Annotated in this window: 23 protein-coding genes and 1 pseudogene; 9 read left to right on the forward strand and 15 right to left on the reverse strand. The window is 52.5% G+C overall.

What is annotated here, in order from left to right; translation table 11 throughout:
• The first annotated feature begins 9 nt into the window (after window positions 1-9).
• A complete protein-coding gene (gene xdhC / locus J9880_RS18250) occupies window positions 10-804 on the forward strand; it encodes a xanthine dehydrogenase accessory protein XdhC (protein ID WP_232769725.1) in 795 nt (264 codons plus the stop codon).
• Here the strand turns inward: xdhC and J9880_RS18255 are convergent.
• A complete protein-coding gene (locus J9880_RS18255) occupies window positions 788-1,090 on the reverse strand; it encodes a helix-turn-helix domain-containing protein (protein ID WP_095922058.1) in 303 nt (100 codons plus the stop codon). The genes xdhC and J9880_RS18255 overlap by 17 nt on opposite strands.
• Window positions 1,077-1,412 (reverse strand): type II toxin-antitoxin system RelE/ParE family toxin, encoded by a 336-nt coding sequence (locus J9880_RS18260; protein ID WP_232769726.1) that lies wholly within the window; start codon window positions 1,410-1,412, stop codon window positions 1,077-1,079. Before J9880_RS18260 ends, J9880_RS18255 begins: the two co-directional genes overlap by 14 nt.
• Before the next feature lie 324 nt (window positions 1,413-1,736).
• Here J9880_RS18260 and J9880_RS18265 point away from each other — a divergent pair, with 324 nt between their 5' ends.
• On the forward strand, window positions 1,737-2,333 hold the full coding sequence (locus tag J9880_RS18265; protein ID WP_229921044.1) for a dual specificity protein phosphatase family protein: 597 nt from the start codon (window positions 1,737-1,739) through the stop codon (window positions 2,331-2,333).
• 38 nt (window positions 2,334-2,371) lie between these two features.
• On the opposite strand, the gene J9880_RS18270 is transcribed toward J9880_RS18265, so the two are convergent.
• Window positions 2,372-2,980 (reverse strand): hypothetical protein, encoded by a 609-nt coding sequence (locus J9880_RS18270; protein ID WP_131692806.1) that lies wholly within the window; start codon window positions 2,978-2,980, stop codon window positions 2,372-2,374.
• A 266-nt stretch (window positions 2,981-3,246) separates the two neighbouring features.
• On the opposite strand from J9880_RS18270, the gene J9880_RS18275 reads away from it, so the two are divergent.
• Window positions 3,247-3,942 (forward strand): GntR family transcriptional regulator, encoded by a 696-nt coding sequence (locus J9880_RS18275; RefSeq protein WP_232769727.1) that lies wholly within the window; start codon window positions 3,247-3,249, stop codon window positions 3,940-3,942.
• Between the two features lie 54 nt (window positions 3,943-3,996).
• Here J9880_RS18275 and fetB read toward each other — a convergent pair whose 3' ends face one another.
• From fetB to manA, 4 genes are all read right to left on the reverse strand, one after another.
• Window positions 3,997-4,770 (reverse strand): iron efflux ABC transporter permease subunit FetB, encoded by a 774-nt coding sequence (gene fetB / locus J9880_RS18280; RefSeq protein WP_232769728.1) that lies wholly within the window; start codon window positions 4,768-4,770, stop codon window positions 3,997-3,999.
• Complete coding sequence (gene fetA / locus J9880_RS18285; protein WP_232769729.1) at window positions 4,763-5,428, reverse strand: iron efflux ABC transporter ATP-binding subunit FetA; 666 nt, start codon at window positions 5,426-5,428, stop codon at window positions 4,763-4,765. The genes fetB and fetA overlap by 8 nt, the downstream gene beginning before the upstream one ends.
• Before the next feature lie 68 nt (window positions 5,429-5,496).
• Entirely contained in the window at window positions 5,497-7,032 is a 1,536-nt protein-coding gene (locus tag J9880_RS18290; RefSeq protein WP_232769730.1) for a YdgA family protein, read from the reverse strand.
• Between the two features lie 138 nt (window positions 7,033-7,170).
• Complete coding sequence (manA, locus tag J9880_RS18295; RefSeq protein WP_119826070.1) at window positions 7,171-8,349, reverse strand: mannose-6-phosphate isomerase; 1,179 nt, start codon at window positions 8,347-8,349, stop codon at window positions 7,171-7,173.
• Window positions 8,350-8,619: 270 nt separating this feature from the next.
• Here manA and fumC point away from each other — a divergent pair, with 270 nt between their 5' ends.
• On the forward strand, window positions 8,620-10,017 hold the full coding sequence (fumC, locus tag J9880_RS18300; RefSeq protein WP_119826068.1) for a class II fumarate hydratase: 1,398 nt from the start codon (window positions 8,620-8,622) through the stop codon (window positions 10,015-10,017).
• A 59-nt stretch (window positions 10,018-10,076) separates the two neighbouring features.
• Here fumC and tus read toward each other — a convergent pair whose 3' ends face one another.
• Complete coding sequence (gene tus, locus J9880_RS18305; RefSeq protein WP_095922049.1) at window positions 10,077-11,012, reverse strand: DNA replication terminus site-binding protein; 936 nt, start codon at window positions 11,010-11,012, stop codon at window positions 10,077-10,079.
• A 180-nt stretch (window positions 11,013-11,192) separates the two neighbouring features.
• Here tus and J9880_RS18310 point away from each other — a divergent pair, with 180 nt between their 5' ends.
• Complete coding sequence (locus tag J9880_RS18310) at window positions 11,193-11,756, forward strand: DNA-3-methyladenine glycosylase I (protein ID WP_232769731.1); 564 nt, start codon at window positions 11,193-11,195, stop codon at window positions 11,754-11,756.
• 18 nt (window positions 11,757-11,774) lie between these two features.
• Here the strand turns inward: J9880_RS18310 and J9880_RS18315 are convergent, their stop codons facing one another.
• Window positions 11,775-12,737, reverse strand: a complete 963-nt coding sequence (locus tag J9880_RS18315; protein ID WP_119826064.1) for a GlxA family transcriptional regulator — start codon at window positions 12,735-12,737, stop codon at window positions 11,775-11,777.
• Between the two features lie 115 nt (window positions 12,738-12,852).
• On the opposite strand from J9880_RS18315, the gene J9880_RS18320 reads away from it, so the two are divergent.
• Window positions 12,853-13,494 carry an HD domain-containing protein gene (locus J9880_RS18320; protein ID WP_232769732.1) on the forward strand — a complete coding sequence of 214 codons (642 nt, stop codon included), beginning with the start codon at window positions 12,853-12,855 and terminating at the stop codon, window positions 13,492-13,494.
• 44 nt (window positions 13,495-13,538) lie between these two features.
• Here the strand turns inward: J9880_RS18320 and yqfB are convergent, their stop codons facing one another.
• The 5 genes and pseudogenes from yqfB to J9880_RS18345 form a co-directional block, all read right to left on the reverse strand.
• Window positions 13,539-13,844, reverse strand: coding sequence for a N(4)-acetylcytidine aminohydrolase (gene yqfB / locus J9880_RS18325; protein WP_165497937.1), 306 nt, complete (start codon window positions 13,842-13,844; stop codon window positions 13,539-13,541).
• A gap of 42 nt (window positions 13,845-13,886) precedes the next feature.
• A pseudogene (locus J9880_RS18330) lies at window positions 13,887-14,990 on the reverse strand (Fic family protein); the annotation flags it as partial.
• 42 nt (window positions 14,991-15,032) lie between these two features.
• Window positions 15,033-15,353, reverse strand: coding sequence for a metallophosphoesterase (locus J9880_RS18335; protein WP_232769733.1), 321 nt, complete (start codon window positions 15,351-15,353; stop codon window positions 15,033-15,035).
• 140 nt (window positions 15,354-15,493) lie between these two features.
• Entirely contained in the window at window positions 15,494-15,853 is a 360-nt protein-coding gene (locus J9880_RS18340; protein WP_232769734.1) for a cupin domain-containing protein, read from the reverse strand.
• Between the two features lie 125 nt (window positions 15,854-15,978).
• On the reverse strand, window positions 15,979-16,584 hold the full coding sequence (locus J9880_RS18345; RefSeq protein ID WP_232769735.1) for a transglycosylase SLT domain-containing protein: 606 nt from the start codon (window positions 16,582-16,584) through the stop codon (window positions 15,979-15,981).
• 219 nt (window positions 16,585-16,803) lie between these two features.
• On the opposite strand from J9880_RS18345, the gene J9880_RS18350 reads away from it, so the two are divergent.
• Both J9880_RS18350 and gap read left to right on the forward strand, forming a co-directional pair.
• Window positions 16,804-17,781 (forward strand): GlxA family transcriptional regulator, encoded by a 978-nt coding sequence (locus J9880_RS18350; protein WP_119827402.1) that lies wholly within the window; start codon window positions 16,804-16,806, stop codon window positions 17,779-17,781.
• 78 nt (window positions 17,782-17,859) lie between these two features.
• Entirely contained in the window at window positions 17,860-18,870 is a 1,011-nt protein-coding gene (gene gap, locus J9880_RS18355) for a type I glyceraldehyde-3-phosphate dehydrogenase (protein WP_131692796.1), read from the forward strand.
• Window positions 18,871-18,991: 121 nt separating this feature from the next.
• Here gap and J9880_RS18360 read toward each other — a convergent pair whose 3' ends face one another.
• Window positions 18,992-19,405 (reverse strand): VOC family protein, encoded by a 414-nt coding sequence (locus tag J9880_RS18360; RefSeq protein WP_095922040.1) that lies wholly within the window; start codon window positions 19,403-19,405, stop codon window positions 18,992-18,994.
• A gap of 194 nt (window positions 19,406-19,599) precedes the next feature.
• Here J9880_RS18360 and J9880_RS18365 point away from each other — a divergent pair, with 194 nt between their 5' ends.
• Window positions 19,600-20,058 carry a MarR family winged helix-turn-helix transcriptional regulator gene (locus J9880_RS18365; protein ID WP_095922039.1) on the forward strand — a complete coding sequence of 153 codons (459 nt, stop codon included), beginning with the start codon at window positions 19,600-19,602 and terminating at the stop codon, window positions 20,056-20,058.
• The last annotated feature ends 176 nt before the right edge of the window (window positions 20,059-20,234 follow it).

Here is a 20,234-nt window from a genome sequence, read left to right on the forward strand (position 1 = left end):
GAGGTTCTGATGCGCACTGATGACTGGGTGACCCGTTTACATGATTTACAACGTCGCGGCGAACCTTGTGTGCTGGCGACGCTGGTTGATCAGCAAGGTTCCACGCCGCGCGATGCAGGCAGCAAAATGCTGATCACCGCCAGCGAGCAATTTTATACGCTGGGCGGCGGCAATCTTGAGTTTCAGGTCATGGCCATTGCCCGCGAGATGTTGCAGCAGGGGGCGACATCCAGCCGCTTCGAACGTTTTTCATTAGGGGCGCGGCTGGGACAATGCTGCGGAGGCATAGCGTCAGTGTTGCTCGAACCGCTCGGGCAACCGCAGCCGCATGTTGTGGTATATGGCGCAGGGCATGTCGGGCGGGCGCTGGTGAACATTCTCAGCACCTTACCGTGCCGTATCACCTGGGTGGATGCCCGCGCCAGCGAGTTTCCCGCGCAGGTCGATCCGCATATCACCTGCATCATTGATGAGGAACCGGAAGGCACCGTGGCGCAGATGCCCGCAGACAGCTATTTCATGGTGCTGACCCATGATCATCAGCTGGATTTTGCCCTCAGCGAGCGCATCCTCAAGCGGGGGGATTTCCGTTATTTCGGGCTGATCGGTTCAGAGACCAAACGGAAACGCTTCGATTACCGGTTATCAGGGAAAGGAATTACCGGGGAGCAACTGGCAAGCATGCGATGTCCGGTGGGGTTGCCCGATGTGCGAGGCAAACTCCCGGCAGAAATTGCCGTAGCGATTGCCGGGGAGTTTATCGCCGCGTATGGTGCGCACAGCAGGATCAGTGGATCTTTTTAAATTCAAAGGTGCCGCCGAGGGCGACGGCATAACGGCTGAGCGTGTTGAGTGTGGGAGACACCGCGCCACTTTCCAGACGACTGATGTTTTGCTTTTTCAGCCCGGTGCGGCGGGCGATATCTTCCTGCGTCAGGGATTCTTGCAAACGTGATTCTTTCAGCTGCGCGACCATCTGCTTATGAAGCTTGAGAGCCGCGTAGGCAGCAGCAACTTCAGGATCCCTGAGTGCTTCGGCTTTCACGACGCTGAAGGGGATCAGCTCATAGTCATCATCATCGTCTTTCATATTCATTCCTTTTGATTGTTTTCATGCGTTCAATGGCGAGTTCTACATCGTGTCGGGGTGTTTTCTCCGTTTTTTTATGAAGAATATGAACGATGTAGATACGTCTTCCCTTCATAAAAAAATAAAACGCCCGGCCAAGGCCGTCACTACTGCTCACCCGGACTTCGCGTATTCCATTTCCAATATAACGAACCTGTGGATCCTGTAATGCTGGCCCGTAGACTCCCAGTTCATCGACCGCGCCGAGCATAGCCGCGTAAAGCGTGGGAGGCAGTTTTTCAAGTTCCTTACGTGCATTGCGAATGATCGTCACGTCGCACACAATCGCTTTCCTTGCGGTGAAGTATGATTACTCTTTGTTCAAATGAAAAGTAATCATTTATGATTCTTTTTAATCAGGAAGCTGCTTCACAATTTTCCGCCGCCTCCGCCATTTCGTGTTCCCACGAATCCGCATATTGAACGGTTTACCGGGCATAATCAGACGGATGATGTTTTCCTCCGCGACGTCTCGCAAAAAATCACATACGGCAACGTACCGTGGCGTGTCCGGCTTTATGAAGTGATTAAAATGTTCATCATGCGAAGGTTTGAGGTTTTCTAATGTGTTACCGTGCAGGAAATCACTGATGTCAGGAAGATGATAATGACTGATTCCCTACAAATGACACGAAGACAGGCCGAACAGGAAGAAGACGGCAGACCTTTATTGATTAAACTGGTGCCGGTCACCGGACAAGTCCACCGCTGGCTGTATCTGGGTAACGGTCCGGCGGCGCAAGATGCGTATCTGTTGCATCAGCACAACATTACGTCGGCACTGAATATGGCAGTGAATCTGCAACTCGGCGATCTGGCCTTGCCGGATGGCACCTGGCTGCGGCGTACCCAGATCGGGCTGATTGATGGGGCGGGAAATACGGCAAATCATCTGCTGGCCGGTGTGCTGGCGCTGGATGGATTACTCGGGCAGGCCAGCCCCGGTAAAGTAAGCTATCCGCCGCACCGTGCTGCTAATGTGCTGGTGCATTGCCGGGGTGGACGCAGTCGTTCGGTCGCGGTACTGGCGCTGTATTTGTATTTCACGCAACCGGAAAGATTCCCCTCGCCGGAAGCCGCGTTGACATTTTTGCGCCAGTTGCGGGGTCTGGACCCGGCGCATCCGTGCGAACCCTTGCTGACACTGATTCAGCAGGTGGCGGAGTTACCGGTTCAGGGTTGGTTTGGTAAGATTGCAGGGTAAAAAAGCCTGCCCTGTGCGGGCGGGCTTACAGATTATTATTACAGGGTTTTCAGCGGTTCGCTGCGTTGCCAGAAGGCCACGGCAGACCCCAGACACAACAGATACCCCATCAGTTCGGTGCCTTCTTCGACGATATTTTTTACCGTACGCACATATTCACCCTGCATCACGACTTTCCAGATCATGTTCATGCCAAAGACGCGGGAAAACACCAGAATCAGAACCAGTCCGCACACCATATAATGGCAGGCCGGGTGCGCCAGAAAAGCGGACAGCCCGCGCACACTGGTTTTCGGTGTGATACAAGCCCAGCCGACGCAATAGACGGCGAGCAGACTGGCGAAATAGACCCATGAGCCATAATGGATCAGGTCAAAGACGGCATCGAGTTCGCGGATCAGCATACAACCGAAAAACCCCCCGATCAGGATCATGCCACCGCGTAAGGCGGGATGTTTTCTGGCTTGCAGGAAAAAGAGTGCGCTGATGGCCAGCAAGGTCAGTTCCTGAAGAATTTCAGTGGCGGAGATTTCCTGCACTCCGTCTTTAAAGATCGCCACATCCAGCCAGATGACCAGTGCGGTACTTACTGCGCCCAGTGCTAATAACACAAAATTAAGTAAGTGTTTCAAGAGTGTCTGTTTCATTATGGTCCTGTTTTCAATACGTTGGCCTGCACGCCTGACAGCTTCATAACATGACGCTGTGTAGCCTGAGGTGCTGCAAGGATACGTAAGGTCGTAAACAGGGTATTGGGAATGCGTGCTGGAATGATAATTTTGATGAATACTATGTGCTATTTCGTTGCATTTTTTTGAATGATTTGAAACAGCACGTCATTTACTAATGACGAACGGGAACCGTTGGTGGTAGGTTGCACGGAAACCGCCAGAGAGAGGCCATTTAGCAATCCATGAGTACTCAAACTACAACCGCCAAGCAGCTGGAAGTTCAGCGCATTGTCGACGTTCTGTCTAAAGCTATCGCCCGGCAACGCCTGCGTCCGGGAACCCGCCTGGTGGAATCTCAGCTGGTTGACGCGCTCAGTGCCAACCGCAACCATGTTCAGGTGGCGTTACAGCGTCTGGCGATGCAGCGCGTCGTCACCATCGAGCCGAACCGGGGTGCGATGGTGGCGCAGCCGACGGCCAAAGAAGCGCGTGAAGTGTTTATTGCCCGCCGCGCCATTGAGCGTGCGATTGTCGAAAGCATCGGGGCGGATGTGATCCGCCGTCACCGGCATCGAATCAATACCCATTTGCGTGGCGAACGTGACGCCGCGCAGTCAGAAGATCGCCGCGCTATCGTGCGTGAATTAAGCGAGTTTCATCTTATTCTCGGCGAGATCTGCGGGAACGACGTACTGAGTGAAATTCTGGCTAACCTGATGGTGCGCAGCTCACTGATTGTGGCGCTTTATCAGCGTAACGAAGTGCCTTCCTGCCAGTGTGATGAGCATCAGGCCATTATTGATGCACTGGAGGCCGGTGATAACACCCATGCGGCGGCGATCATGCAGGAGCATCTGGATGATCTGGAAGGGGTGCTGGATCTTGACGATGAAGCCGCCGGCGAAGTCAACCTGCGTCAGGTGTTGTCCGACTTATAACGCCGGATGCACGGCATGCCCGACACGGTGAAGCGGACGGGCACGCTGATACGATTACGATGACGTCAAATCGCGCAGCTGCGCACGGTCATTATAAAAACGTTTATACGCCAGATAACCGGCAATAATCGTCGATAGACTGGCGGTCGCCAGCAGCATAAACGTGACCATTATCTGATATTTGATGGCTTTGACCGGGTCGATCCCGGCAAAAATCAAACCTGACATCATGCCCGGCAAACTGACAATTCCCACGGTTTTCGCCGCATCGATGGTCGGGATCATCGCGGCACGAATACTGTCACGGATAATCCGGCCAGAGGCCATTTTCACCGGTGCGCCGAGGCTCAGCATCTCGAGGATTTTTTGCTGGTTATCGAGAAAACGCTGGTTCAGATTGCTGTAACACAATCCCACCGCAACCATCGCATTTCCGGCAATCATCCCTGAAATCGGGATCACCTGCATCGGCAGGAACTCTATGGATCCGCTGAGGATCAGGATCGCTAACGTCAGGATGGTGCCGACGGTAATGGCGATAAACGAAATGATAAATCCGTTATCGATATTGCGGCTGCGTTTCTTCGCATTCAGCGCGGCATTGACGCAGATAAACAGCACCATCAGAACCGTTAACAGGCTGTTATTGATATCAAAAACAGACTTCAGGACATAACCGACAATCACTAACTGCACGATGGCGCGGCCAACGCTCCAGATGATGTCCTTTTCCAGTCCGAGTTTTTCTTTCTTGCTGACCAGCAGGGCGACAACCACCAGGATCAGCGCGAGGGCCAGAGACTGATTGGTAATATTATGCTCATTCATGAACCGCACTCCCTTGTGAATGGCGGGTCAGGGTAATGACGTGTTTGGCGTGGCGGATCTCGTTCGTATCATGGCTCACCCACAAGACGGCGATCTGCTCTTTTTCCACCAGTCCGGCGATGATGTCGTTGATATTGATTTTATTCTCTTCATCCAGCGCGCTGGTGATTTCATCCAGCAATAAAACATCCGGCATAAACTGTAAATTCCGCAGCAGGGCAACACGTTGCTTCTCGCCGCCGGACAGTTCCTGCGTGCGTTTGGTGAGCATGTCTGCGGATAACTTCACCCGTTCCAGCCAGTTACGCATTTGTTCTTCATCAGGTTTTTTATTGCGGATCTGATAAGGCAGGGCAAGATTATCGTAAACCGTTTCACCAAACAGCGAGGGCGTCTGAAAGCAATAAGATACGCGCTGCCGGTACACTTCGGGTTTGATCTGCGCAATGTCTTCGCCTTTGAAATAAACCTTACCGCCGGTCGGATTTTGCAATGACGCAATAATCTTCAGCAGCGTGCTTTTCCCGCTGCCAGAGGGGCCGGTCAGTAATGTGAATTCACCGGGTTCCAGCGAGAGTGAAACCGGTTCCAGTAAAGGGATATTATTGCGCGTAAATGAGACGTCGTGCAGACGGAGAAGGTCGGTGGGGGTGGTCACGCCTGAAATCCTTTGGGATCGGGAGGGATACATTACTCCTCCCCTTTGCAGGGGAGGAGTAAAAACAGTTACTGAGCTGGCGCGGGGGTCGGAACCACTGGCGTTTCCTGCTCCGGAGTCGGTGCTGGCGCTGCTGGCCCGCCCAGGATCCCGAACAGACCTGCAAATTCCTGCAAGGTCATTTTCTGGCCATTCAGGTCAACCTGATTGTCAGCGTAATGGAACGTGCTGGAAATGGTGTCGTCTTTCACGGTAGTCAGTTTAAACATCTGACCCATTGCGGCCAGACCCTGAACCTGCTGCTGAGCCAGTTTCGCCGCATCGTCAGCGCTGTAGCCTTCCAGCTGCGCAACCTGCGTGGTGACCTGTGTCGCCATCGGCAACGGAATGGTCAGCTTCGCATCCACTTTGTTCACCAGCTGAGACAACATCTGATCCTGTGTCGGTGCCGGTGTTGCGGCCGGATCTTTCAGATCCAGTTGCAGGGTGAAGCTGCTTTCGCCTTTGCTGTTTTTCCAGCTCAGCGGCGCAACGCTGATGCTCGGATTGCCTTTCAGCAGCAATGGCAGGTTAGCCAGCAGTAAATCTGCGGCCTGCTGCTGATAGATGGCCGGATCAAGCTGGCCTTGCTGCAACAGCAGGGCGCGGGATTGCTGGTTATAGTTGTCTGCGAATTGCTTCATTGCAGCACCATCCAGTTTATCCAGCTTGAGGGTCAGTTTGGCTGAACCGAAATCCGCACCCTGAATTTTCAGCGCGTCGATGGTGTAATCCTGCTGGCCGGCGATGTTATTGCCGTTTTCAGAGAATTTGCTCACCAGTTTGAAGTTATCCAGAGAACCGGCGTCTTTACCGTCTACGTTCACCAGAATTTGCTTAACGGTCAGGTTCTGATCGCCCACGCCAACCTGGAACTTACCTTGTTTGGTGTCGCTGTCCATGCTGAAACCGGCCAGAGTGACTTTCTCAAGCTGTCCCCACTGGTTTTTCGAGGTCAGGGCAATGCTGTCGGTGTTCGCGTCCAGCTTCATGGCGGTCATGTCTTTGTCCACATCGACATTGATTTTACCGCCGGAGAAGGCCAGCACGCTGTCTTCTTTCTGATAGGTCACCGGAATAATGTCAGCGGCTGAAGCACTCGCGCCACTGTAGGAAACACGCGTATCAATGGTGACCAGCGATTTGCCTTTGGTCACATCAAACAGGCCTTTCACCGTCGGCGTATTTTGCAGTTCTGAATGCACGGACGCCATGCTTGGGATCAGATTGAATTTTTTCAGCTGAGCGGCAGGGAAAGGACCATGATCGATGGTTTCGATGAAGGCAATTTCATCACCGGTTTTCAGCACACTGGTGCCGGCGGTGGCAGCGGCAGGTTCAGGTTGCAGCATGATACGCATTTTGCTGCTGAACAGCCCGCGCTGGTAATCCTGATAGCTGACTTTCAGACCGGCTTTCGGATACGCACTTTGCAGCTGGCTGTTGGCCGCGGCAACCTGCTCATCCATATGTTGTTCGATCAGTTTGCCCGTATACCACGAGACGCCTGTCCAGGCCGCGCCAATGACGACAATGACGCTTACAGCGACTAATGACTTCTTCATATCTCTGTTTATCCTTATGAAATGTCCCGAAAATAAAAAACGCCTTCCGGCGTTATTAGTTTCTTCAGTGTAGCTGAATCAGCAAAAAAATCATCAAAATGGGGCAGTTAGCCCCGTTTTGTTTAAGCAAATGATCATTTAACCGAGTGTATTGAAGACCCGTGCGATCCGGCCATTGCCGCTGACATTCACCGGCGATTCGCTGGCAGACAGGTAACAGGATTCACCAGGGTTCAGCACCAGTGTTTCCTGGTCTTTTACCAAAATGCTCTGACCTTCGATACAGAAAACAATCGCTGCACTGTCCTGCTCCAGCGTCTGAGGTTGTGCAGACAGGCTGTGGATCGAGAACGCAAAGTCTTCGACCGGAATAGGGAAGTTGAGTTCCGCGCCTTTCGCCACCGGCGTGGTCAGCAGCTCTCCGGCAGGCTTGGCGTTGAATTTCAGGTTCGCCAGCAGTTCCGGGATATCAATGTATTTCGGGGTCAGTCCGGCACGCAGCACGTTATCTGAGTTCGCCATCACTTCCAGCGAGACACCTTTCAGATAAGCATGCGGGGTTTCGGCGTACAGGAACATGCCTTCGCCCGGTTGCAGCGTAATCACGTTCAGCAGCAGCGGAGAGAACAGACCGCTGTCGTCAGGATAGAATTCGCCAATACTGCGGACGGTGTCCCACGGCTCGCCATGTTGTTCATCCAGCACGGATTTCAGCACATCCAGCGCACGGGATTTATCTTCACCTTCGAGACTCAGCAAGCCCGCAAACAGGGCGCGCAGGTGATCGACATCCGGGAAGTTGAGGAAACTGGCGATCAGCGGATGCGCACCGGCGACCGGTTGCAGCAGGGAAACAATGTCGCGCAGCTCGCGGAAACCGTTCATCGCCTGGAAAGGCGTCAGGGCGTAGACCAGTTCAGGTTTATGGTTCGGATCTTTGTAGTTACGTTCAGCCGCGTCCAGAGGAATTCCGGCGGCATTTTCTTTGGCATAACCTATTTCAGCGGCACCTTTACTCGGGTGAACCTGAATGGAAAGAGGCTGATCGGCGCAAAGCACTTTAAACAGGAAAGGCAATTCGCCAAAACGCCTGGCGACTTTTTTACCTAACTGCTCATCGGGGCTGGCGGTGATTTGATCACGCAGGGAAATCGTCTGACCACTGGTATTCTCAACCTGAGAACTGCTTTTCGGATGGGCACCCATCCACAATTCGGCCATCGGACGGTTCTGCGGATCGGTGATCCCGTAGAGTTTTGTCAGCGCGTCTTTGCTGCCCCAGGCGTAGTTTTGTACACCGTTATGCATCTTTTGCATTGCTTCATCCTGAATAGAAAATATTGCGCCTAGTAGACAATGACAAAGCAGGGTTTACAACATTGAAGCGCTAAAAAGTGCGATGAAAGGGCAATTTCGGAATGGGGATCGGTTCGAATTATACGTCTGGCTTATATGTCACTATAATCTATTGGCCGCGAGAGGATGCGTGGGAGCGCGCGCGGTATTTTACAACACCTGCAGAATCCGCTTTTTTATCATAAAGAGCACCGTAAATTGCATCGTAAATAAGCAGCTAAGGAGACAGTAATGGCAGCTATACGCATTGAAAAAGACTCAATGGGGCCAATTGATGTTCCGGCAGATAAGCTATGGGGCGCGCAAACACAACGTTCCCTCGAGCATTTTCGTATTTCCTCTGAAAAAATGCCCACGGCGCTGATCCACGCGCTGGCACTCACCAAACGCGCGGCAGCCAGTGTCAATATGGATCTGGGACTGCTGCCGGAAGAGCGGGCCAACGCCATTATTGCCGCCGCCGATGAAGTGCTGGCTGGCAAACATTCTGCCGAATTCCCGCTGTCCATCTGGCAGACCGGTTCCGGCACCCAGACCAACATGAACATGAATGAAGTGCTGGCCAACCGGGCGAGTGAAATTCTCGGCGGCGTGCGCGGGGAAGAACGTAAAGTTCACCCGAACGATGATGTGAATAAAAGCCAAAGCTCGAACGATGTTTTCCCGACGGCCATGCACGTCGCGGCGGTGATTGAACTGCGCGAAACGTTGATCCCGCAACTGAAGGTGCTGCATAAAACACTCTTCGACAAAGCCACAGCCTATCGCGACATCGTAAAAATTGGCCGTACGCATTTACAGGACGCCACACCGCTGACACTTGGGCAGGAGATTTCCGGCTGGGTGGCGATGCTGGCGCACAGCCTGACGCACATCGAAAACAGTATTCCGCATATTGCCGAGCTGGCGCTGGGCGGCACGGCGGTCGGTACCGGGCTGAATACCCATCCGGAATACGCGGTGCGTGTGGCAAAAGCACTGGCTGAACTGACCGGACAGCCGTTTGTGACGTCACCGAATAAATTCGAAGCGCTGGCCACCTGCGATGCGCTGGTTCACGGCCACGGTGCGCTGAAGGGGCTTGCGGCGTCACTGATGAAAATCGCCAACGATGTGCGCTGGTTATCTTCCGGCCCGCGTTGCGGCATTGGCGAGATCTCGATTCCGGAGAACGAACCGGGCAGTTCCATCATGCCGGGCAAAGTGAACCCGACGCAGTGCGAAGCCATGACCATGCTCTGCGCGCAGGTGCTGGGTAACGACGTGGCGGTCAATATCGGCGGCGCATCCGGTAACTTTGAGCTGAACGTGTTCCGTCCGCTGGTGATCCACAATTTCCTGCAATCTGTCCGTTTGCTGGCGGATGGCATGAACGGTTTTAACGAGCATTGCGCGGTTGGTATCGAACCTAACCGTGACCGTATCACGCAACTGCTTAACGAATCGCTGATGCTGGTGACGGCGCTGAATACGCATATCGGCTATGACAAGGCGGCGGAAATCGCCAAGAAAGCCCATAAAGAAGGGCTGACCCTTAAGGCGTCGGCGCTGAAACTGGGTTATCTGACCGAAGAACAGTTCGACGAATGGGTGCGTCCGGAAGCAATGGTAGGCAGCATGAAGGCATAAGTACCATATTGCTGATGATGACATGAGGTCCGGGAAACCGGACCTTTTTTGTGGCTGATTTATAAAGGATGATCGGTATAAAGGTGCAGGCGTTTAATCAGCAGACTCAGCGGCTGCGACTGCGGTTTGTATTTGTGTTTGATCATCGTGACATCATAATCCGGCAATACTCCCAGCTTCGGTACCTGCATCATTGGCGAACGCAGACATAATGCAATCAGGGGCAGCGGGCAGGGATGTTGCACCTGTTTCTGACTGTTGCGATACCACACGCGGGCAATGGGTTGCACTTTCACCGGCCGTTTAAATTTGAGCGCCGCATGTTCCGGCAGTCGCTTCACATCATTCATTTCGCGGTTAATATTCTCCATCCATTGCTCCCGGGTATAAGGCGAGACCGCCCGTCCGGCATTCAGGCTTTTTTCCAGTTGTGCCAGCACTTCATCGCGGGTCACATTTTTTATAATGTGCTTGTTTGCCCAGCCAAAGCGCACGGAATCCGGATCATTCAGCCAGGTCACCGAACGGTAAGCATTCAGGGTGATCAGGCCGCGAAGGTGGGTATGCACAAACTCAAAGCGTTGTTCACGGGCAAGACCCGATTCAACGGTGACAATATGTTCCAGCTCGGCTTTGAGTTTATTCACTTCTTCTATCAGCAGCAGGGCGGACTGATGTTCCGCAGGATCAACGGCATAACACAGCACGCCGGGCAAGCGTACTGCCGATTTACTGCTGACATTTTCATTATTATGATGAATGAACAGGCGCTGAAAATGTTGTAACGCCAGTGTTTGTGCGGCTTCACCGGTGTGCGGTGTCACGCTGATTTTATCCGCAGGATTATGCTCTTCACCTTTCACTATTTCGGGCAGGGCAAAGACCCGTGCCTGCAATAATTCCAGCTGATTCAGGAAATTCCCCAGATCGTGCAGTGCCAGTTCAAGCTCATTAAAACAGCCGTTCATCCGGGCAATCAAATCATAATCCGCCATACATCCTCCAGTTAGTTACAACATACAGTGTAGGCCATAATCATAAAACGTGCACACCTTAATCATGGGGAATTCATCAAATTCAGTGAGATAGTCGTCAGGCAGGGTGGAAAGCAAGTTTACCACTTCAGGCCGGATATCGGGTTAGAATAGCGAAACTTCTTCCATCGTGAGTGCGCTATGACCGACCTTATACGCTGCCCCTGGGGCACGACTGACCCCATGATGATCGCCTACCATGACAATGAATGGGGCAAGCCGGTTCGTGACAGCCGCGCATTGTGGGAAAAACTGATGCTGGATGGTTTTCAGGCCGGGTTATCCTGGCGCATTGTGCTGAAAAAACGAGACGCATTGCGGCTGGCTTTTTGCCAGTTCGAGCCTGCAATAATCGCCGGCTTCACGGAAGAGGACATCGAAAGGCTGGTAAATAACGCCGATATTATCCGCTCGCGCAGCAAAATCACGGCGGTGATTAACAACGCCCGCGCATATCTCGCTATGCAGCAGGCAGGGGAAGATTTTGGTGAGTGGATCTGGGCGCAAATCGGCGGAAAAGCGATTCAGCATAGCGGGCCGGTGCCCACGAAAGATGCATTGTCAGAACGCATTTCGAAAGATCTCAAAAAGAGAGGATTTAAATTTGTCGGCCCGACCATTGTCTATGCCTGGATGGAGGCTACCGGCCTGATTAATACCCATCATCCGGCGTGTTTTCGTCGGGCACAGGTGGCCGTTTTATAGCAAAAACACCGTGTTTATTCAGCGGGTGTGATGCTTTTTATATTGTGACGGTGTCACAGAAAGCTGCCGCACAAATGCCCGTCGCAGCACATCAACACCTGAAAACCCGCACTGTGCCGCAATTTGTTTGATGGCCAGTTCCCCGGATTCCAGCAGCGTTCTGGCATGAAATACCCGCTGCTGTTCCAGCCATTCCGCCGGGGACTGCTTCAGTTCCTGATTGAACAACCGTGTCAGATGCCGGGCGCTGATGCCCATATGCCGGGACAGACTTTTCACATTATGCGGCTGATCCAGTGAGTTCATCACCCAGCGTTGTACATCCTGCAGGGCGGAACGCCCGCTTAGCGATGCCTGACCATGACGGCTGAACTGTAACTGTCCGCCCGGACGTTTAAAGAACATCACCAGCTGTGCGGCGACATCCAGCGCAGTTTCCCGACCGAGATCTTCTTCCACCATATGCAGGGCTAAATCCAGCCCGGACGTCACCCCCGCTGCGGTGCGTAGCCTGCCGTCAGCAATAAAAATGGCATCTTCCTCAACATTCACCCGCGGGTATTGCGTCCTGAGCTGACCGGCGACCGACCAGTGCGTGGTGACGTGACAATCGTCGAGTAATCCCGCAGCGGCAAGTAACAGCGCGCCCGTACACACGGAGCCAAAACGGCGAGATTGCAGACTAAGCCGACGAATATCTTCTTTCAGCATTTCATCGGTGATGAAGGGAGCCAGTACCGGCGCACCGGCAACCAGAAAGGTATCGGCAGGCGACGAAAGGGCGGAGGACAGGGAGATATCCGCCAGAAGTTTTGCACCGGACGAGGTTGGCACAACCCGATCTTCACTGACGGCCATCACGCTCAGTTTATACACCTCACGGCCGCGCTGCTGATTGGCTTCGGCGAAAACGTCCAGCGGCCCCGAGACATCGAGCAACTGCACGCCCGGTACCGCCAGAATGATGATGTGTTTTGCCATTGAAGGGTTTCCTGTCGCAGATTACGGTTATGTCTCATATCGTCATAATGCGACGATTGATGACATTCATCCTGCCGCTTATCCTGATTTCATTCAAGCCAACAGGAGAAATATTATGACGCTGAACATCAATGGTATTCGTATTCCCGACAGTAAGATGGCCCGCGAGGCGACTGAACGGGTCCGCGACACAGAAACTGATTTACTGTTTCATCATTCCAGCCGTGTGTATTACTGGGCAGCCCTGGCCGGGCAGCAACGTCAGTTAAAGGTCGATCTTGAACTGCTTTATATTGGCTGCATGTTTCATGACATGGGGCTGACTCATGAACATTGCAGTTGTGACAAACGCTTTGAAGTTGACGGGGCGAACGCGGCCCGTGAGTTTATGCAACAGCATGGCGTCAGCCCGCAGGATATCGACAAGGTCTGGACGGCAATTGCGCTGCATACCACGCCCGGGATCCCGGAATTTATGGATCCGGTCATTGCGCTGGTGACGGCCGGTGTGGAAATGGATGTGCTGGGGATTAATTATCAGGGTTACAACGATGATGTCCGTCACGCCGTGGTGGACGCCCATCCACGGACACCGGCCTTCAAGGAAGACATTATTCAGGCATTTTATGACGGCATCAAAAACAAACCGAACACGACATTCGGCAACGTGAAAGCTGACGTTATAGCCGATAAAGATCCCGGATTTGTCAGAGGGAATTTCTGCTCAGTGATCCGAAATTCACGCTGGAAAGGCTGAAGAAAAGGGCGCGCGGGGAAGGGAGTCCGCCGCGCGCTGCATTCTCACAGCAGACGAAATTCAATCATAAACAATTCTTTCAGCCCCGGATAAATCTCGCTGATCACCTGTTTCAGCTCCGCGAGAGTCATGTTCTCCTGCGCGGCATGTTGCTCATTCAGCGCATCAAAATGAACCGGTGTGACTGCAATAACCTCAATGTTGCAGAAAAACACCCCGTCTTCATAACGGCTGACACGTACCTGATCGCCTGCGTTAAAATCTGCGTCGCTGGCTTCACGCAGTGTGATCGTTTTGCGTCCGGCAAGGATGTCCGTTTCAAAACGGCCGTAAAAAGTGATGTTTTTCATGAGTTTTCCTGCGTTGATACACGAGAAGTTCCGGTTGATGGTATAGCGGGTGCTGCGCCCGCCGGTGGCTGATTTTATCAGACAACCAAGAGAAACGAGATCGGCCAGATGCCGTGTTGCCGTGGCCTTACTGACTTTGGCAACTTTCTGATACTGGCTGGCATTTATGCCTGCTGAAAAACCTTTCTCTCCGCCATCGAGTAAGCGGTTGAGGACTTTTCTCTGTTCATCAGAGAAATGATTCGCGTGGTAAATCTGCCAGAACCGAGATTTCTCCAGGATCTGATCAATGCGCTGGATTGCTGTATCCATCGTGGTTTCAAGCATTTGCAAAAACCAGCTGAGCCAGCGGGTTAGATCCATGCCTCCGCGCTGGGTGGCTTCAAGCACATCATAATATCCGCTGCGGTGACGCAGTATGGCCTCCGACATGGCATATAAACGGACGCTGTCATGATCGGCCTGAAACAGCGCCATGTCCGTCAGTGCCCGGGTGATCCGTCCGTTACCATCTTCAAACGGGTGAAGCGTAATGAACCAGAAATGGGCTATAGCAGCCCGAAGCAGCGGATCCAGAGCCGGTCGGTCGAATGACTGGTTATACCATCCGATAAAATGCTGAAGTTCTTCGGTTAATTGTTTACGGGGAGGCGCCTGGTAATGCACTTTCTCATGCCCAATCCGCCCGGAAACGACGCGCATTGTCTCCTCGCCACGCCATTGCCCCCGCCTTAAATACAACGGGGCTGGCACGGGGAACAACCAGCAATGCCACTGGAGCAAACGGGTTTCTGAAAGCAAAGGATTATGGGGATCAAATACATCCATCATCATTTTTGCCAGACCTTCCGAACGTTCCGTCATTGTGCCCGCCGGGTGTTCCGCAAGTCCCAACCGTTTTGCCAAAGACGAACGAACAGAACGGGCATCGGGCCGTTCATTTTCGATTTCAGAAGAAGAAAGAATGTTGCTCAGCATGGCTTCGAGCGAATACTCAGTGGCTTCATGCCCGGAGCGGGATTCGACTTTACCCACCAGTTTGCCCATTTTCAGGCGAGTCTGCCGCAACATGGGCTGGATAACATCGTCATCCCAGTTCAACTGTGGCCAGTCAGATTTTTGCCAGATCCATTGTTGATTATCCATAACGGGAAACCTGTGAGCCGAATAGAAAGTCTATTTGGCTCATTATACGAGCCGAATAGAGATTGTAAACGGCTCATTGAGCCTCAGTGATGGCATTAAAGAAGAGTAGTGACCATCCAAAACGGACTTCATCACTGCGCGGTCATCAGAATTACCAGGCAGGATAAAAGATGGAAAGGTTCTTTCGTTAAGTTTACCTGCAATGATCTCATAACCATCAAACCAGCCGTCGTCAATCAAATCGCCGGTCAGTACAAGGGCGTCCGGCGACATGAGATCCAGCCATGCCAGGGCGCGATCAAGTCGGGTGAGGTTATCGTGATGTTCATGAGCATGGATGTCAGACAACTGAGCGATGATCACTAAAAAACCTCCTGAAAGGATATGTGCGGCCGGATACAAGGTTAATGTAGAAGATATCAGGTAGATAATCAAAGTGCGCATAATGTATATTATGTTAAATATGATAAGCGGCTGCGCACCAGACCTTTATTCTTCCTGTATCACGCCTCACCCGCCTCTTTGTCTCTGTCTTCGTCATAATGAATGGCCAGCCATATGGTGGTTTCATCAGGATCTGTCCATTCGACACGGTGTCTGCATAACGACGGGATATTCACGAAGTCGCCTGATTTCATGATCCGCACTTCTGTTTCGTTTTCGATTTGCAAACCTGCCGAACCTTGCAGAACCAGCACCCACTCATTTTGCGGCTGACAATACCAGAACCCCGGCGGACTGGCCTGTCCGGTCGATACGATCCGCTCGATACGCAGACCTGGCCGGGTCAGCAAATCTTCAAAGGTTTCTTCTTCCCGGTGGCCTGCTGCCTGAGGAATGTCTCTGAACATATTGTCCGGCATTCAAACCCTCCGTTTGCACTGAATCTGACATTTCAACCTGATCGCGCTACGTCGATTCTGAGAATCAATCAGTACCGTAGTACTGCAGAATTCACGTAGCGCATCCATTTTTACACGCTTAAAGGTTATAAACCGGCGTACGCCTTCTCAACTTTCGCCATGTATCTGGGTGCTTGCGCCGCAGGATGATACTGACGCACATGCCAGTTAAAGGCTTCCGGCGTCAGCTGGTTGATCATCTGAATGGCCGTTTGCCGGTTACTGGAAAAAGTACGCAGTAACGCACCGGCGCCATTGGCATATGCAACTTCGGTGGCGTAACGCCGTGTCAGCGGATCATTGATCCAGTTTAGCTGCTGCCGTTGTAATGCGCTGATATAGGCGGTGCCCAAATCAATGTTGGTTTCCGGATCCAGTAAATCGTCATCATCAGGACAACCCCGTTTGCCTTTATAACGGTATGCGTCACAACCACTGGTCGAGGCTTTCAGTTGCATAAGGCCGATGGCATTTGAAGGACTGACGGCTTCCGGATTGAAACCGGATTCGACCTGAATAATCGCTTTAACAAGTTTACGATCGACTTTGTATTCATCAGCGGCATCCTCAATTTCATCATCAAAGGCATGCGTATCGTATTTTTTATAATGAGGTTTGCTGGAACAGCCAGCCAGAATCATCAGCATGACCAACATGCTGAATTGTAATGGTTTTTTGAATGTTGAAATCATAATCTTCCAGGGTTGATATGAGTAATTCTCCGCGTTGATAAGATACCGTTATCGTCACTTCCGGTCATGCAGTAATGCGTACTTTTTGACAATCGGCCTGTGCCAAAAATGCGGAATCCTGTCCGGGCGCCCTGCTTTTATGTTCATCCGCTGGCTGACGATGCGGATAAAAGCATCAAGCGGTTTGACTTATTTAATACAGAATGTATTTTTAATGCCATGAACACATTTCTGATTATCGTCCCCGACGGGGGCATGTTATTCGAAGCGGCAGGCATTGCCGATATCCTCATGCAGGCCAACCGTCTGTTGCCACCCGATGCGTCCGGTTCGCCGTATCAGGTCACGGTGGCGACGACGCAACCGCACCGCGTGGTACACGGCGTTTCCGGCCTGAATCTGCTGGCCGACCACCGGCTTTGTGACCTTGACCCGACGCTGCCCCGTGACACCATTATGATCACCGGCAAAGGCCTGACGGATGAAGAAGGCTCCGGCGTGGTTGACTGGCTGAAACAGGCAGCACCCTATGCCCGCCGCGTGGTGTCTGTTTGTGGCGGTGCCGTATTGCTGGCGAAAACGGGATTGCTGAACGGTCGCCATGCCACCACACACTGGCGATTGCTGGACGCGTTGCAGGCTGAATACCCGCAGATCGTGGTCGAACGCGGGCCGTTATATGTTCAGGACGGACCGGTCTGGACATCCGGCGGCGTCAGTTCGGGGTTCGACCTCACCCTGGCTCTGGTTGAAGATGACCACGGTTTCAGCCTGGCCAGAGATGTCGCACAGGATCTGGTGATGTTTCTGCGGCGTCCGGGTGGACAGTCGCAATTCAGCCGCTATCTTTTGAATCAGGCCAGTGACGGCCCCATCCGCGAACTTCAGACATGGCTCATGCAGAATCTGACCGGTGACTTATCGGTCGAAAGCCTGGCAGAACGCGTGGCGATGAGTCCGCGAAACTTCACGCGGGTCTTCACCCGTGAAACCGGCATCACTCCCGCCAAATACGTGGAAGAAGCGCGACTGAGCGCCGCAAGACAACTTCTGGAACAGACGACGCAAAGCATCGGGCGGATCGCCCTTTCCACCGGCTTTGGTGGCGGGCTGAATTTGCGCCGTGTGTTTGAAAGAAATTTACAACTGACACCCAAAGAATACAGAGAACGTTTTTGTTCACGCATGTTGGCGTAAATTGATCTTTTATTGTCATTTACGCCATATCTCCTTCGGACTAAATTAATCGTAAGTCAGATAACTAAGGAGTTCATCATGGTCAAAGTAGGTATCAATGGTTTCGGCAGGATTGGGCGGAATGTGTTGCGCGCTGCACTGGGGCGTGATGACTTTCAGGTGGTGGCGATTAACGATCTTACCGACAGTAAGACCCTCGCGCATCTTCTGAAATATGATTCCCTGTCCGGCACCTTAAAGGCAGATGTTGAAGCGGGCGAAGGCCAGCTGCTGGTCGATGGCAAAACGGTACGTGTCTTTTCAGAAAGAGATCCGGCGGCTATTCCGTGGAGCAGTGTCGGCGTGGATATTGTCATTGAAGCGACCGGCTTCTTTACTGAAAAAGCCAAAGCTGAAGTGCATATCACCAAAGGCGGAGCCAAACGCGTGATCATTTCCGCACCGGCCAAAAATGACGACATCACTATCGTGATGGGCGTTAATGACGGCGAGTACGACCCGGCAAAACACAAAGTGGTCAGCAACGGCAGTTGTACCACCAATGGCCTTGCCCCTGCCGCGCAGGTTCTGCATCAGACCTTCGGCATCGAGCACGGTCTGATGAACACCACACACGCTTACACCAACAGTCAGGCGTTACACGATCAGCCTGAAAAAGATTTGCGCGGTGCGCGTGCGGCGGCTGTTTCTATCGTGCCTTATTCCAGCGGCGCAGCTAAAGCCATCGGGAAAGTCATCCCCGAACTTGACGGACGGATGACCGGTTATTCCCTGCGTGTGCCGGTTCCTGTCGTATCCATCGTCGATTTAACCGTGAACCTGAAACGTGAAGCGACGGTGGAAGAAATCAATGCCGCGTTCCGTAAAGCTGCTGAATCTGGTCCGCTTAAAGGCATTCTGGGCTACAGCGAAGAGCCGCTGGTCTCGAGTGATTACCGTGGCGACCCGCGCTCTTCTATCATCGACGGGCTGTCTACGCTGGTGATCGGCGGCAAACTGGTTAAGATTCTAGCCTGGTATGACAATGAATGGGGCTTCTCAAACCGGCTGGTGGATCTTGCTCTGTTAATGGAAAAACGCGGTTTATAAAATCCTCTTTTCCTGCCAGAATAATGACAGACACCGCCATATGGCGGTGTTTTTTTATGGCTCGCAGAAAGTCACCCTGTTTAAAGAAATACACTGTATGTTGTAACTAATACAATGACTGTCACTCTTCCTGCGGGCCGATTTTCATAAACGGGTTGTAGGCGATTTCCCAAAGATGTCCGTCCGGATCGGCGAAGTAGCCCGAATATCCGCCCCAGAACACTTTCTGCCCCGGCTTGATGAGTTTGCCTCCGGCTTTTACGGCCTGAGCCAGGATCGCATCCACTTTGGCTTCACTGGCGACCGTCTGCGCCAGTGCGACACCGCGAAAACCTTGCCCTGCCGCGCTGACTTCTGCGTCTTTTGCCAGTTCTTCCCACGGAAAAAGAGACAGCCACGCCCCTGCCAGTTCGAAGAAACTGACCCCGTCGGAATCGATGACGACTTTGGGAAAGCCGAGTCCGTGCTGATAAAATTCAGTCGCCACCGCTAAGTCTTTAACGCCCAGCGTAATCATGTTGATGACCGGTTGCATCGTATTTTCTCCATAAGAGGGATAAAGGAAACGTCAGAAAAACAGCCTAACGGGTTTCTGAAAACCCTGCTGCGACGCCTCTTCCACTTGTCTCAAAATGTTAACAGCGGTCTGCCTTTTCTGGTAAATGTTGCATATCGTGCTACTCTGACGCCATAAAAAACCTGCTTACGCCCCGTCGCTGAGGATCGCCTTTGACCACATTACACCGCCGCCCGGAAGCCACCTCGCCTGCCGTCCGTTTCCTGCCTGAAACCATCCATATCGGTCGTCAGCTGCGAACCTATTGTGATGCCCGATTCAAAACCATTGGTCTGACGCTGGCACGGGGTCAGGTGTTATTACACCTCGAAGCCGCCAGGGGTCGCCTGCCTCAGGGCGAACTGACATCGTTGCTGGAAGTGGAACACCCCACCGCTATCCGTCTGTTCGACAGCCTTGCTGAGCTGGGTCTGCTGGAACGTTGCCCTGGTGAAACTGACCGCCGCTCCAAAGATATCAGGCTGACCGAAGCCGGTACCGAACTGGCCAATCAGGTTCGCAGCATGACGGATGATATTCTGATCCGCGTCATGGAAGGCATTCCGCAAAAAGATGTGGATATCGCCCGTGGCGTTCTCGCCAGTATCACTGCCAATATCGCCGCATTGTAGTGGCGTTTTTCTCCCGAATTCCCCCCCGCCATCGCCTGCACTAATCACTTCCGTTACTGATTTGTTATTCGTTATTTTCGTTTGTAAATATCACTGATATGAATAATTGGCTAGACACCGTTGAAACGCCTTATTACATTATGTAGCAAGCTACAAACTAGTTGGGTAATGACTTA

It is taken from the genome of Rahnella victoriana (assembly GCF_021276285.1).
In the GTDB taxonomy this organism is placed as follows: Bacteria; Pseudomonadota; Gammaproteobacteria; order Enterobacterales; family Enterobacteriaceae; genus Rahnella; species Rahnella victoriana.